The organism is Gemmiger formicilis (assembly GCF_016901605.1).
GTDB classification, from domain to species: Bacteria; Bacillota; Clostridia; order Oscillospirales; family Ruminococcaceae; genus Gemmiger; species Gemmiger formicilis_B.
Map to the genome: position 1 here is coordinate 1 of NZ_JACJKP010000570.1, position 311 is coordinate 311.

General features: G+C 63.0%; 1 protein-coding gene. It reads left to right on the forward strand.

What is annotated here, in order from left to right; translation table 11 throughout:
- Nucleotides 1–311 (forward strand): DEAD/DEAH box helicase (locus H6B10_RS15970; protein ID WP_275951104.1); only part of this gene is annotated, 311 nt, incomplete at both ends.

Sequence of the window (311 nt, forward strand, 5' to 3'; positions counted from 1 at the left end):
CCAACATCGACCTGACCAGGGTGCGGTTCAACAGCGTGCAGTACAACATCCGGGATCTGGAAAGCAAGATCTATGTCCCCGAGCGCAACCGGCTCATCGTGGACACCTGGCTGCAGTACGTCCGGGACAAGCGCACCGTAGTGTTCTGCGCTTCGGTGCGCCATGCCGAAGAGATTGCGGATCTGTTCCGGCAGGCAGGCGTGTCTGCGGCTGCGGTCTCGGGCGGGATGAAGCCTGCCGAGCGCCGGGAGTTCCAGGACCGGTTTGTCCGCCGGGAAATTCTGGTGCTCTGCGCCTGCGACCTGCTCAAC